Source organism: Pseudomonas sp. microsymbiont 2 (assembly GCF_054788395.1).
In genome coordinates this window covers 2900190-2913827 of record NZ_CM139112.1, presented here as the reverse complement: position 1 = coordinate 2913827, position 13638 = coordinate 2900190, and the positions used below count along the sequence as shown (strand labels likewise).

Sequence of the window (13638 nt, the reverse complement as noted above, 5' to 3'; positions counted from 1 at the left end):
GCCTGGCTTCTGGCCCGCGTCCGAAGGAAAACGTTTGCCCTGATAGCAGCCGACATGACGGAAGTGTGACCACGGTCATGCCTTGGTACATTTGTCCTGTTTCGCGCAGATCACTGCCATGGCAGGTGCTATGGTTAAAGTCCCGATGGCCAGGATGGCCATTTGCGCAGTGCTTTGGACTCTCCACGCTCAGGACATGAACAAGGAGGCTGGCATGACCAAGATGACGTTCCCCAACGCCTGTCAGGTCATGCGTTGGCATTTCCATCCACTGGGCTTCGAGGCCAGCATGGATGCGCCACGCAGCATGATCGCCCGTCTGTTCGACCGGGCCAGCGGCGAAACCTTGCTGGCTATCGCCGGCATCCCCTGCGCGGCGATCATGCCTGCCGCCGATGTCGAACGGATCATCGAGGCCGTGGAGGCCGAGCTGGAAACCTTCGGGCTGCTCGCCAGCCCTCTGCGCGACGTCGTCTAGCTCGACGTCCCCTGGCGCTCGCGCAGCGCCTCCAGGCCTTTCATGAACTGTTCGGGCGGCACCGGCTGGCCGAGCAGATAGCCCTGCAGCGAGTCGCAGCCGAGCCGGGTCAGGAAGTCCTGCTGGCGATCCGTCTCCACGCCCTCGGCGACGATACGCAGCCCAAGGGCCTGCCCCAGGGCAACGATGGCCGAGACGATGGCGGCGTCATCGCTGTCCTGTTCGAGGTCGCGGACGAAGCCACGGTCGATCTTCAGCTCGTTGGCCGGCAGGCGCTTGAGGTACATCAGGCTGGAATAGCCGGTGCCAAAATCGTCGATGGACAGGTCGACCCCCATGTCTGCCAGGCGCTGCAGTACATGCAGGCTGGCATCGGCGTCGCGCATGGCGGTGGTTTCGGTGATTTCCAGGGTCAGGCGGTTGGCCGGCAGGCTGTTTTGCTCCAGGGCCGTGGCAACGCTGTCGACCAGACCGGCATGACAGAACTGGATCGCCGACAGGTTCACCGCGATACGCCAGTCCTCATGCCCCAGGTCCATCCACTGGCGCATCTGCCGACACGCCTCGGCCAACACCCACTCGCCAATGGGAATGATCAGGCCGGTCTTCTCCGCCAGACCAATGAAGCGGTCCGGCAGCATCAGGCCGTGCTGTGGGTGCTCCCAGCGCAGCAAAGCCTCGGCACCGATGGGCTGGCGCAGCGCGGCATCGAACTTGGGCTGGTAGTGCAGACGGAACTGGCCCAGTTCCAGCGCCATGCGCAGGTCCTGCAGCAACTGCAACTGCTGGCGCGCGTTGCTGTTCATCGACGCGTCGAAGAAGCTGTAGCCGTTCTTGCCGGCGCTCTTGGCGTGGTACATGGCGGCGTCGGCATTGCGCAGCAGCTCATGCTGGTCCAGACCGTTGCCTGGGTACAGCACGATACCCAGGCTCGCCGACAGCTGCAGGTCATGCTCGGCGACGCGAAATGGCCGGGATACCAGGTTGACCTGCTTGACCGCGACGTTCATCGCATCGTCCGGCTCGTCCAGCTTCACCAACAACACGAATTCGTCGCCGCCAATGCGCGCCAGGGTGTCCTGGCTGTGCAGATGACCGCGCAGACGTGTCGCCACGGCCTTGAGCAGCAGGTCGCCGACATGGTGACCGAAGGCATCGTTGACCGGCTTGAAGCCATCGAGGTCGATGAACATGAGGGCGAAGCAGCCGCCCTGCTCCGCCACCCGGCCAATGGCCTGCTCGATACGGTCGGCCAGCAGCGTGCGATTGGGCAATCCGGTGAGGGTGTCGTGCAAGGCCAGTTGCGTCAGTTCCTGGTTGGCCAGCGTCAGCGAACGCGCCAGCTCCGCCGTGCGGGCCTCCAGACGCGCGTCCAGCACCGAGGTCAACAGCGCGACCGCCAGCACCGCCAGGGTGGTGATCAACACCACGTACTCCAGGCCATCGCCCGCCAGGCCACCGACCAGCGCGCCGCAGAAACTGCCCTCGGGGAAATTGGCCGCGGCCATGCCGGTGTAGTGCATGCCGACAATGGCAAAGCCCATCACCACCGCCGCCACGCCTCGGATATGGCGTACGTAGGGTGTGTGTCGGCGCAGGCGGAAGGCGATCCACAGCGCCGCCGCCGAGGCGCCAACCGCTATGGCCAGGGAAGCGCCGAACAGCGCCGGGTCATAGTCGATGCCCGGCTGCATGCGCAGCGCCGCCATGCCCATGTAGTGCATGCAGGCGATGCCGGTGCCCATGATCAACGCGCCAAAGGCCAGTTGCAGCCAGGGCAGTTTCGGCTGGCTCACCAGCCACAGGGCGAAGCCTGAGGATGCCACCGCGATCAACAGCGACACGGCGGTGAGCACCCTGTCGTAACCCAGCTCGACCGGCAGGCTGAACGCCAGCATGCCGATGAAGTGCATCGACCAGATGCCGATGCCCATGGCGAACGCTCCGCCGCCCATCCACAGGTACACTGCTCGCCCCTTGGCGGTGGCGATGCGCCCGGTAAGGTCCAGGGCCGTGTAGGAGGCGAGGATGGCCACGCACAACGAGATCAACACCAGGGAGGAAGAGTAACTACCGATCAGCATTTGCACATCCAGGAACGAACCAAGGGAAGGCTCGGAAAAGCGATGATTGTACTCAAGCGCTGAGGAAACGCACGGGGTTTTCGCGAATGAGAATGGATCCAATAACCCCTGGAAGGCTCGCAGATCCTTGATGCAGAGCGCTTTGATCGACGCATGAAGGCATATTGATACTGGTCGTTCGGAGCGGTTGTCGATGGCAACAGTTGGCACTCGAGCTTCTTGACCGCTGACAAACGCCGCACCAGACGAAGCGCCTCCAGCTAATCTGAATAGGCCAACACATCAGCAACTATTTCCAGGAGCCTAAGATGGTCACGTTCCGCGGACGAATGCTCGCCCTGCCCCTGCTCGCCCTGTCTCTGGTCCTGGTGGCTGGCTGCTCGAGCAAGCACGCCGCCACGCGCTATGCCGCCCAGGGCTCCAACTGCTATGCCAAGGCCCTGCCCAGCAGTGGCGAGGGTGGTCTGGCATTCGGCCCGACCCTCGCCACGGCCAGCAGGAAGTCGCTGGACAGCTGCGTGCGCTATGCCAGCCGCTCCGGTGGCACGCCACGCACCTGCCAGGTGGTCGTGGCCAAGTGCAAGGGCTGACTCAGCCCAGCGCTTCTTCGATCAGCGCGGCGACCTCCTTCGCCCGGGAAGCCAGCGAAGCATGGCTGGCATCCAGGGTGATGGTCTTGCGTGGGTTCATTCGCGCCGACATCAGCTTCTGGTTCTCGGGCGCGATCATGTGGTCTTCGCTGGAAATCTGATACCAGGTCGGCTTGTTCTTCCAGGCCGGATTGCTGATGGTGTCAGCGAAGGTACTCGCCAGCGGCGCCTTCTGCGTTACCGCCATGACCAGTGCCTCATCGGCCGACAGGTCCTGGCAGAAGCTTTCATGGAACTTGTCCGCCTTGATCCACAGGTAACCGTCGCTGTCCGGCGCCAGGTTGGGCGCCGCCTTGGGGAGGTGCTGCTGGGTCAGGCCACCAGGGCTTTCGTCCTGGTCGGGCGCAAAGGCCGCAATGAAGACCAGACCCATCACGTTTGGCTGGTTGCCGGCCTGGGTGATCACCGCCCCGCCATAGGAATGCCCCACCAACAGCACCGGTCCGTCGACCTGCGCGACCATCTTGCGCGTGCGCTCGGCATCGTCGGCCAGCGAGGTGAGAGGCATCTCCACGGCGCGGACATTCGTGATGCCCTTGCGCGCCAGTTCGACGATCACCTTGCCCCAATGGGCGGCTCCGCCCCAGAAACCATGTACCAGTACGACAGTCGGCTTGCTCATGAGTGAACACCTTTGCTGAGAGAACAGGATACGGGGTTGCCGCAACAGCATAGGCCAGCGGATCCTTCGCTTTAGATCAAAGGGGTTGGGCGGCCTGCCGCCTCATTCCTTGGCCAGCGCTTGCTGAGCATCCCAGCCACCGCCCAGCGCCGCAATCAACTGCACACTCGCCACCAACCGCCCCTGCAGCAGCGTCAGCACGCTGCGCTCGTTGCTCAGCGCCGTGGTCTGCACGTTCACCACATCCAGATAACCGATCAGCCCGGCCTTGTACTGGTTCTCGGTCAGGCGCAACGACTCGCGCGCCGCCTCCAGCGCTTCCTGGCGCACCACGGCTTCGTCCCCATAGACCTTGAGCTGCACCAGGTAGTTCTCGACCTCCTTGAACCCGTCCAGCACGGTCTGGCGATACTGCGCCACGGTCTGGTCGTACACCGCGACGGTGCGGTCCACCTCGGCGCTGCGCTTGCCGGCGTCGAACAGGGTCAGCGCCAGTTGCGGCCCGACCGACCAGTAGCGGTTGGGCAACTCGATCCAGTTGTTGAAGCTGCTGCTGGAGTAGCCGCCGCTCATGCTCAGCGACAGGTCCGGGAAGTACGCGGCCCGGGACACCCCGATATTGGCGTTGGCCGCCATCACCTTGCGCTCGGCCGAGGCGATGTCGGGCCTGCGCTCGAGCAATTGCGACGGTAGCGCCAGCGGAATCTGCGGCAGCGCCGGAATGTCGTTGCTCGCGGCCAGGGCGAAGTCCGCCGGCGCCTTGCCCATCAGCACGGCGATGGCGTTCTCGTACTGCGCGCGCTGCCAGGCCAGGTCGATCAGGTCGGCCTGGGTGCTCTTGAGCTGGGTGCGCGCCTGGGCCACGGCGTCGGGCCCGGAAACCCCGGCGCGGTACTGATTCTCGTTCATCTTCAACGAGCGCTCGTAGGCCGCGACCGTGGCTTCGAGCAGGCGCTTCTGCTCATCGATCACCCGCAACTGCAGGTAGTTCTGCACCAGCTCCGACTGCTGGCTCAGGCGGATCGCCGCCATGTCGGCCAGGCTGGCCTCGGCACTCGCCTGGTTGGCATTCAGGGTCTCGCGCAGCTTGCCCCACAGGTCGATCTCCCAGCTCACGCCGAGCTGCGCGTTGTAGGTGTTGCGAATGCCACTGCTGTTGTTCGACAGGCTGGAGCTGGAACTGCCGGTTCCCTGCGCCGAGCGATTCTTGCTGGTGGTCAGGTCCAGCGAGGGGAACAACGAGGCCCGGCTGCTGCGCACCAGGGCCTGGGCCTGGCGATACTGGGCCTCGTATTGCGCGACCGTCTGGTTGCTGCGGTTGAGCTCTTCGACCAAGGCGTTCAATTGCCGGTCGCCGTAGATTTCCCACCAGGCGCCACGGGCGATGGCATCCGACGGATTGGCCTGGGTCCAGCCTTCGGCCTGCTTGAACTGCGCCGGGGTGCTCAGCTCGGGCCGGTGGTAGTCCGGGCTCAGCGTACAGGCACTGAGCATTGCCACGCACAGGCCGGCGCCGACCAGGCGCGAGCCACGCCCTCGGGTCAGTAGCTGGAGGGCACGATGCAGGCGGGTGTGGGCAAAGTTCATAGCGGGGTATCCAGGGCAGCGTCGGTGCGCACACCGCGCCAACGGTTGAAACGGTGGCGCAGGCGGTCAAGGTACAGGTAGACCACCGGCGTCGTGTACAGGGTCAGGACCTGGCTGAACACCAGGCCACCGATGATGGTCAGGCCCAGCGGTTGGCGCATCTCGGCGCCTTCGGCCTGGCTGAGCAGCAGCGGCAGCGCGCCGAGGATGGCGGCCAGGGTGGTCATCAGGATCGGTCGCAGACGCAGCAGGCAGGCACGACGGATCGACTCTTCCGGCGACAGGCCATCGTTGCGCTCCAGCTGCAGGGCCAGGTCGATCATCAGGATGGCGTTCTTCTTCACCACGCCGATCAGCAGGAACAGCCCCAGCAGCGAAATCAGGCTGAATTCTCCGCCGGTCAGGTACAGCGCCAGCAAGGCGCCGACGCCGGCCGAGGGCAGCGTGGAGAGGATGGTCAACGGATGGATGTAGCTCTCGTAGAGAATGCCCAGCACCAGGTACACCAGCACCAGGGCGCCGAGAATCATCAACGGCTGGCCTTCGGTGGTCTTGGTGAAGGCGTCGGCGGTACCGCCGAGCTTGGCGATCACCGACTCGGGCAAGCCAAGCTTGGCCACCGCGCGCTCCAGCGCGGCCATGGCCTGGTCCGGGCTGTAGCCCTCGGCGACGTCGAAGGCGATGTCTTCGGAAGCGAACTGGTCCTCGTGGCTGACGCGGTCGTTGGCCAGGCTGTTCTGGTAGTGGGCGAAAGTGGACAGCGGCACGCGGGCACCGTCGGCGGTGATCACCTGCACCTGTTCCAGGGTGCTCGGGTCCCAGGCGTATTTCGGGTTAATCTCCAGTACTACCTGGTACTGGTTGAGGCTGTCATAGATGGTCGATATCTGACGCTGGCTGTAGGCGTTGTTCAGCACCGCGGTGACCATGTCCATGTCGATGCCGAGGCGCTTGGCCTGATCGCGATCGACCACCAGGGTCACCTGCTGGGTACCGGCGCCGTCGTGCGCATCGATGGCGGTCAGCTCGGGCAGCTTGCGCAGCTCGGCGGCGACCTTGGGGAACCACTCGCGCAGGGCGGCCAGATCCCCGCTCTGCAGGGTATAGAGGTACTGCGAGGTGTTCTGGTCGCGCCCTCCTCCCCCCAGTTGCAGGTCCTGGTCGGCCATCAGGTAGAGGCGCCCGCCCGGAATCTTCGGCAGGTCCTTGCGCAAACGGTCGATGACCTTCTGCGCATCTTCCTTGCGCTCACTGATGGGCTTGAGGCGCACCAGCACGAAGGCATTGTTGGTGCCACTGTTGCCGCCGATGAAACCCGCGACACTCTCCACGGCCGGATCCTTGAGCAGCGCCCGACGGTAGATCTCCATCTTCGGCTGCATCACGGTGAACGACAGGCCATCATCGCCGCGGATGAAGCCTTGCAACTGGCCGGTGTCCTGTTGCGGCATCAGGGTCTTGGGCACCACCACGTACAGGGCGATGTTGAGCACGATGGTAGCCAGCAGGCTGAACAGCGTCAGACGCTTGTGGCGCAGGGCCCAGCCCAGGCTCCTGTCGTAGCCGGCGACCATGCGCTGGTGGATGCGGTCGCTCCAGCGCTGCAGGCGGGTCTGCTGCTGCGGGCCATGCGCCTTGAGCCAGCGCGAACAAAGCATCGGCGTCAGCGTCAGCGACACCACCAGCGAGACGATGATCGCCGCCGCCAGGGTGATCGAGAACTCCTTGAACAAGCCCCGGACGATACCGCCCATGAACAGGATGGAGACGAACACCGCCACCAGCGAGACGTTCATCGACAGCAGGGTGAAGCCGACCTCCTTGGCGCCCTTGTAGGCGGCGCGCATCGGATTCTCGCCATTCTCGATATGCCGCGAGATGTTCTCCAGCACCACGATGGCGTCGTCCACCACCAGCCCGGTGGCCAGGATCAGCGCCATCAGCGACAGGTTGTTCAGCGAGAAGCCGCACAGGTACATGACCGCGAAGGTGCCCACCAGCGACACCGGCACCGCCAGGCTGGGGATCAACGAGGCTCGCAGGTTGCCGAGGAACAGGTAGACCACCAGGATCACCAGGACCACGGCGATCAGCAGCGTGTGCTCGGCCTCTTTCAGGGTGGCCTTGATCACCGGCGAGCGATCCATGGCCACGTTGAGCTTGACGCTGGCCGGCAGCAATGACTGCAGCGCCGGCAGCTCGGCCTTGATCTGCTCGACGGTCTGGATGATGTTGGCGTTGGTCTGGCGGTTGACCACCAGCAACACCGCGCTCTGGTCGTTGAAGAAACCGCTGTTGTAGCGGTTTTCCACGCCGTCGCTGACCTTGGCCACGTCCGACAGGCGCAGGATCGCGCCGTTTTGCTGGCGGATCACCACCGGCCTGTAGTCCTCGGCGCTTTCCAGCTGGTCGTTGGCGCGCACTTGCCAGTTGCGCTCGCGATCCTCGACGAAGCCCATGGGCCGGCGCTGGTTGGCATTGGCCACGGCGGTACGCACTTCGTCCAGGGACAATCCGTACTGGTTGAGCAACTGCGGCTCGAGCTCGATGCGCACCGCCGGCAGCGAGCTGCCGCCGATCTGCACCTCGCCTACGCCGCCGACCTGGGCCAGGCTCTGCGACAGGATGGTGTCGGCCAGGTCGTAGAGCTTGCCCTTGGACAGCACGTCCGAGGTCAGCGACAGCACCATGATCGGCGCCTGGGACGGGTTGATCTTCTTGTAGGTGGGCATGCTGCGCATGCCGCTGGGCAGCAGGTTGCGGGTGGCGTTGATCGCCGCCTGCACCTCGCGCGCCGCGCCGTCGATGTCGCGGCCCAGCTCGAAGCCGATGATCACCCGGGTCGAGCCCTGGTTGGAACTGCTGGTCAAGGTGGTGACACCGGCAATGGCGCCGAGCTTGCGCTCCAGCGGCGTGGCCACGGTGGAAGCCATCACCTCGGGGCTGGCGCCCGGCAGGTTGGCCTGCACCACGATCACCGGGAAGTCCATCTGCGGCAGCGGCGCCACCGGCAGCAGGCCGAAGCTCACCCCGCCCAGCAGCATGATCGCCAGACTCAGCAGCATGGTGGCCACCGGCCGGCGAATGAACGGTCCGGACAGGTTCATGCTTCGGCCTGCCGCGCATCGTCAGCCGGGCGCCAGCGGCGCGCCAGTCGGTCGAAGTACAGGTAGATCACCGGGGTGGTGAACAGGGTCAGCACCTGGCTCACCAGCAGGCCGCCGACCATCACCAGGCCCAGCGGCTGGCGCAGCTCGGCGCCGGAGCCGGTGGCGAGCATCAGCGGCACGGCGCCGAACAGCGCGGCCAGGGTGGTCATCAGGATCGGCCGGAAGCGCAGCAGCGCCGCCTGGTAGATCGCGTCGCGCGGGCTCATGCCCTGGTGACGCTCGGCCTCCAGGGCGAAGTCGATCATCATGATCGCGTTCTTCTTGACGATACCGATCAGCAGGATGATGCCGATGATGGCGATCATGCCCAGGTCGTTGCCGCTGAGCAGCAGCGCCAGCAAGGCCCCCACCGCCGCCGACGGCAGCGTGGAGAGGATGGTCACCGGATGGATGTAGCTCTCGTAGAGCACGCCCAGCACGATGTACATGGTCACTACTGCGGCCAGGATCAGCAGCAAGGTGCTCGACAGCGAGGCCTGGAATGCCTCGGCGGCGCCCTGGAAGCGGGTCTGCACGCCCAGGGGCATGCCGATGTCCTGCTGCACCTGCTCGATCACCTTGACCGCCTCGCCCAGGGACGCGCCATGGGCCAGGTTGAACGACATCATCACCGCCGGGAACTGGCCGATGTGCGAGATGGCCAGCTGCGCCTGGCGCTGCTCGATGCGCGCCAGCGCCGACAAGCGCACCTGGCCGCCGTCGGTGGCCTTGACGTGGATCGACTCCAGCGCCTGCGGGCCTAGGCTGGCGGCGGTCTGCGACTGGAGCACCACGCGGTACTGGCTGGCCTGGGTGTAGATGGTCGAGATCTGCCGCTGGCCGAAGGCGTCGTACAGGGCGTTGGTGATCTGCGCCACGCTGATGCCAAGGCGGCTGGCCATGTCGCGGTCGATCACCAGGTACACCTGCAGGCCCTTGTCCTGCAGGTCGCTGGCCACATCCCGCAGCTCGGGGCGGTCCTTCAACGCGCGCACCAGCTTGCCGCTCCATTCGGCGAGCAGGTCGGCGTCGGGCGAGCTGAGGCTGAACTGGTACTGGGTGCGGCTGACCCGGTCCTCGATGCTCAGGTCCTGCACCGGCTGCATGAACAGCCGGATGCCGACCAGCTTGTCGAGCCTTGGCTGCAGGCGGTTGATGACCTCGGCGGCGGTGACGTCGCGCTCGCCGTGGGGCTTGAGGTTGATCAGCAGGCGACCGCTGTTGAGGGTGGCGTTGTCGCCGTCCACGCCGATGTAGGACGACAGGCTCTGCACCGCCGGGTCTTCGAGGATCACCTTGGCCAGCGACTGCTGGCGCTCGCTCATGGCGGCGAACGAGGTGGCCTGGGGCGCCTCGGAAATGCCCTGGATCACCCCGGTGTCCTGCACCGGGAAGAAGCCTTTGGGCACCATCAGGTACAGCACCACGGTCAGCGCCAGGGTGGCCACGGCCACCAGCAGGGTCAGCGGCTGACGTTCGAGCACCCAGGTCAACGCACTGCCGTAGTGCCTGATCAGCCAGTCGATCCAGGCGCCACTGGCACGGTAGAAGCGGCCTTGCTCCGCTTCCTTGGGTTCACGCTTGAGCAGGCGCGCGCACATCATCGGCGTCAGCGTCAGCGACACCACCAGCGAGATCAGGATCGCCACCGCCAGGGTGATGGCGAACTCGCGGAACAGCCGCCCGACCACATCGGCCATGAACAGCAGCGGGATCAGTACCGCGATCAGCGAAAAAGTCAGCGAGATCAGGGTGAAACCGATCTGCCTGGCGCCCTTGAGCGCGGCTTGCAGCGGCGTCTCGCCCTCCTCGATATGGCGGGAGATGTTCTCCAGCATGACGATGGCGTCGTCCACCACGAAGCCGGTGGCGATGGTCAGGGCCATCAGCGTGAGGTTGTTGACCGAGAAGCCGGCCAGGTACATCACCCCGAAAGTGCCGATCAGCGACAGCGGCACGGCGATGGACGGAATGATGGTGGCGCTGACCCTGCGCAGGAACACGAAAGTCACCATCACCACCAGGGCGATGGCGAACAGCAGCTCGTGCTGCACATCGCGCACGGCGGCACGGATGGTCTGGGTGCGGTCGGTGAGCACGCTGACTTCCAGCCCTGCCGGCAGGTTGTCGGTGATCGACGGCAGCAGTTCCTTGATCCGGTCGACCACTTCGATGACGTTCGCCCCGGGCTGGCGCTGGATGTTCAGCAGCACCGCTTCGTTCTGGTTGGCCCAGGCGGCCAGGCGTTCGTTCTCGGCGCCATCGACGATCTCGGCGACGTCCTTCAGGCGCAGCGGCGCGCCGGCGTTGTACTTGAGAATGAGGTTGGCGTACTCGGCGGGCGAGCGCAGCTGGTCGTTGGCGTCGAGCATCGACACCCGCGTCGGGCCGTCGAAGTTGCCCTTGGGCTGGTTGACGTTGGAGGCGCCGATCAGGGTGCGCACGTCGTCCAGGTTGAGGCCGTTGGCGGCCAGGGCGTCGACGTTGACCTTGATCCGCACCGCCTGGCGCTGGCCACCGGCGATGCTGACCATGCCCACGCCGCTGATCTGGGCGATCTTCTGCGCCACGCGGGTGTCGACCAGGTCGTTGAGCTTGGGCAGCGGCATGGTCTTCGAGGAAATGGCCAGGGTCAGCACCGGGGTGTCGGCCGGGTTGACCTTGTTGTACACCGGCGGTGCCGGCAGGTCGCTGGGCAGCAGGTTGCTGGCGGCGTTGATCGCGGCCTGGACCTGCTGTTCGGCGACATCCATGTTCATGTCGAGGTTGAAGCGCAGGGTGAGCACCGAAGCGCCACCCGAGCTGGTCGAGGCCATCTGCTCCAGGCCCGGCATCTGGCCGAACTGGCGCTCCAGCGGGGCGGTGACCGCGCTGGTCATCACCTGCGGGCTGGCGCCCGGATAGAGGGTCATGACCCGGATGGTCGGATAGTCGACCTGGGGCAAGGCCGCCACCGGCAACAGCTTGTAGGCGATCAGGCCGGCCAGGACGATGGCCAGCATGCTCAGCGTGGTGGCGACCGGCCGCAGGATGAACAGGCGCGAGAGGTTCATGCGCCCGCCTTGTCGCTCGACTCACCGGTCTGCGCCGAGCCGCCGGCGCCCTGCCCTTGCAGGTGCTGGCCGGGGGTCGTCGGCACCTGGGAGCTGTCTTCGACCACCTCGACCTTGGTGCCTTCGCGCAGGCGGTCGGTGCCTTCCAGCACCAGGCGCTCGCCGGCGGCCAGGCCCTCGGCGATCACCGTGTTGTCGCCGTCGCTGGCGCCGACCTTGAGCTTGCGGATGTTGATGGTGTTCTCGGCGTTGACGACATAGACGAAGGTGCCGTCGTTACCGAACTGGATGGCAGCGGCAGGCGCCAGCACCACCTGCTTCAGGGTATCGGCGAGCAGGCGCACGTTGACGAACTGGTTGGGGAACAGGGCGTGGTCGCGGTTCTCGAAGGTGCCCTTGAACTTCAGGGTGCCGGTGGTGGTGTCGATCTGGTTGTCGAAGCTCCCCAGCACGCCGGTGGACTGGAGTTTCTGGTCACCCCGGTCCCAGGCCTCGACCGGCAGGCTGGCGCCGCTGCGGTAGCGGGCGAGCACGGTGTCGAGCTGGGTTTCCGGGAGCGTGAACGCGACACTGATCGGCTCGGTCTGGGTGATCACCGCCAGCGCGGTGGTGTCGTTGGCGGCCACCAGGTTGCCAAGATCCAGCTGGCGCAGGCCGACGCGACCGCTGATCGGGGCACGGATCTGGGTGAATTCGAGATTCAGGCGGGCATCGTTGACCTGCGCCTGGTTGGTCTTGACCAGGCCCTGGAACTGGGCGACCTGCGCCTCGGCGGTGTCCAGGGTCTGCTTGGCGATGCTGTCCTCGGCGTACAGGCCTTTATAGCGGGCCAGGTCGACCTGGGCATTCTTCAGTTGCGCCTGGTTCTGCGCCAGGGTGCCTTCGGCCTGCTGCAGGGCGATGCGGTAGGTGCGCGGGTCGATCTCGGCGAGCAGGTCACCGGCCTTGACCTGCTGGCCCTCCTTGAAATGGATCTTGACCAGTTCGCCGGCCACCCGGCTGCGCACATTCACCGTATTGGTCGCGGTGACGGTGCCCAGGGCCTTGTAGTACAGCGGGAAATCGCCCACGCGCACCGGTTCGACGCGCACCGGCACCGCTTCGACGGATGCGCCGAAGCCCGGGCGCCCGCCCATGCCCATGCCACGGCCCGGACGCCCATTGGCGCCATCCTTGTGGGCTACCGGCGCGGGCCACAGCCACCAGGCCAGCGCGGCCACCAGCAGCAGGATCAGCAGGCCGAACAGCCAGCGACGGAGGGAACGGGAATTGGAGGCTTGCATGGGTCGAACGAACCTTGTTCAGAGAAAGACGGCGAGAAGAGCGTGAACGATAAGCACTGGCATCGTTTTAGCAAAGGGGCTTTACCAGTGCTTTACCTTCGGCTGACGTTGGCAAAGGGGTGAACTTTAAATGAAAACGGCCTGGAACAGGGTCCAGGCCGTTACAGGGTGTGACGTACCAGTGGGAGCGGGCCCCACCGGGCGCGTGGTGTTACTTCAGGACAGCCAGCGCCGCATCGTAGTTCGGCTCATCGGCGATTTCGCCGACCAGCTCGCTGTGCAGCACCTTGTCGTTCTCGTCCAGCACCACCACGGCGCGGGCCGCCAGGCCGGCCAGCGGGCCGTCGGCGATGGCGACGCCGTAGGTTTCCAGGAACTCGCGGCCACGCAGCGTGGAAAGGTTCTTCACGTTCTCCAGGCCTTCGGCACCGCAGAAGCGCGCCTGGGCGAACGGCAGGTCGGCGGAGATGCACAGCACCACGGTGTTGGCCACGTCATTGGCCTGGGCGTTGAACTTGCGTACGGAGGTGGCGCAGGTCGGGGTATCGACGCTCGGGAAGATGTTCAGCACCTTGCGCTTGCCGGCGAAGTCTTTCAGCGACTTGTCGGACAGGTCGCCCGCGACCAGGGAGAAGGCCGGCGCTGCGGCGCCAGCCTTCGGCAGTTCGCCTTTGACCTGAACCGGGTTGCCTTTGAGAGTCACTTGAGCCATGGCGGAATTCCTTATGCGGG

At 65.5% G+C, this 13638-nt stretch carries 9 protein-coding genes; 2 read left to right on the top strand and 7 right to left on the bottom strand.

Annotated features, from left to right (window positions below; genetic code table 11):
* The first annotated feature begins 214 nt into the window (after positions 1 to 214).
* Positions 215 to 478: a DUF1652 domain-containing protein gene (locus ACYUME_RS13125; RefSeq protein WP_279885039.1), complete on the top strand. Its 264-nt coding sequence runs from the start codon at positions 215 to 217 to the stop codon at positions 476 to 478.
* Here the strand turns inward: ACYUME_RS13125 and ACYUME_RS13120 are convergent.
* Positions 475 to 2562, bottom strand: a complete 2088-nt coding sequence (locus ACYUME_RS13120; RefSeq protein WP_460414942.1) for a putative bifunctional diguanylate cyclase/phosphodiesterase — start codon at positions 2560 to 2562, stop codon at positions 475 to 477. The two genes, ACYUME_RS13125 and ACYUME_RS13120, sit on opposite strands and share 4 nt — an antisense overlap.
* Before the next feature lie 308 nt (positions 2563 to 2870).
* Between ACYUME_RS13120 and ACYUME_RS13115 the strand changes: the two genes are divergently transcribed.
* Entirely contained in the window at positions 2871 to 3152 is a 282-nt protein-coding gene (locus ACYUME_RS13115; protein WP_279885034.1) for a hypothetical protein, read from the top strand.
* A gap of 1 nt (position 3153) precedes the next feature.
* On the opposite strand, the gene ACYUME_RS13110 is transcribed toward ACYUME_RS13115, so the two are convergent.
* From ACYUME_RS13110 to tpx, 6 genes are all read right to left on the bottom strand, one after another.
* Entirely contained in the window at positions 3154 to 3834 is a 681-nt protein-coding gene (locus tag ACYUME_RS13110; RefSeq protein ID WP_279885031.1) for an alpha/beta hydrolase, read from the bottom strand.
* Between the two features lie 102 nt (positions 3835 to 3936).
* Positions 3937 to 5421, bottom strand: coding sequence for an efflux transporter outer membrane subunit (locus ACYUME_RS13105; RefSeq protein ID WP_460414939.1), 1485 nt, complete (start codon positions 5419 to 5421; stop codon positions 3937 to 3939).
* Positions 5418 to 8528: an efflux RND transporter permease subunit gene (locus ACYUME_RS13100; RefSeq protein WP_279885025.1), complete on the bottom strand. Its 3111-nt coding sequence runs from the start codon at positions 8526 to 8528 to the stop codon at positions 5418 to 5420. The genes ACYUME_RS13105 and ACYUME_RS13100 overlap by 4 nt, the downstream gene beginning before the upstream one ends.
* A complete protein-coding gene (locus tag ACYUME_RS13095; protein ID WP_460414937.1) occupies positions 8525 to 11623 on the bottom strand; it encodes an MdtB/MuxB family multidrug efflux RND transporter permease subunit in 3099 nt (1032 codons plus the stop codon). Before ACYUME_RS13095 ends, ACYUME_RS13100 begins: the two co-directional genes overlap by 4 nt.
* Positions 11620 to 12906, bottom strand: coding sequence for an MdtA/MuxA family multidrug efflux RND transporter periplasmic adaptor subunit (locus ACYUME_RS13090; protein ID WP_460419260.1), 1287 nt, complete (start codon positions 12904 to 12906; stop codon positions 11620 to 11622). Before ACYUME_RS13090 ends, ACYUME_RS13095 begins: the two co-directional genes overlap by 4 nt.
* A 211-nt stretch (positions 12907 to 13117) precedes the next feature.
* Positions 13118 to 13618, bottom strand: coding sequence for a thiol peroxidase (gene tpx / locus ACYUME_RS13085; RefSeq protein WP_460419258.1), 501 nt, complete (start codon positions 13616 to 13618; stop codon positions 13118 to 13120).
* Positions 13619 to 13638: the final 20 nt, after the last annotated feature.